Origin of the sequence: Clostridium tyrobutyricum, assembly GCF_019144085.1 — a bacterium.
Classification (GTDB): domain Bacteria; phylum Bacillota; class Clostridia; order Clostridiales; family Clostridiaceae; genus Clostridium_B; species Clostridium_B tyrobutyricum_A.
In genome coordinates, this window is the sequence record NZ_JAHHUY010000120.1 from 1 (window position 1) to 262 (window position 262).

The 262-nt window shown below is 68.3% G+C and carries 1 protein-coding gene; it reads left to right on the top strand.

Features of this window, described 5'->3' with window-relative positions; translation table 11 throughout:
- The coding region (locus KM800_RS15265) for a tripartite tricarboxylate transporter permease (RefSeq protein WP_217813840.1) at positions 1 to 262 on the top strand (262 nt) is incomplete at both ends.

Below are 262 nucleotides of genomic sequence, written 5' to 3' on the forward strand. Positions count from 1 at the left end.
GGTGAACCTGCCAGGCGAGTCGTCGTCGGTGGTGACCGTGATCGACGGCTACCAGATGGCGCGCAAGGGGCGGGCGGGGCCCGCGCTGGCGGCTGCCGGCCTGGGGTCGTTCTTTGCCGGTTGCGTGGGTACGCTGATCCTGGCGGCCTTTGCACCCCCGTTGACCGAGGTGGCCTTCAAGTTCGGCCCTGCCGAATACTTCTCGCTGATGGTGCTGGGCCTGATTGGTGCCGTGGTGCTGGCCTCGGGCTCGCTGCTCAAG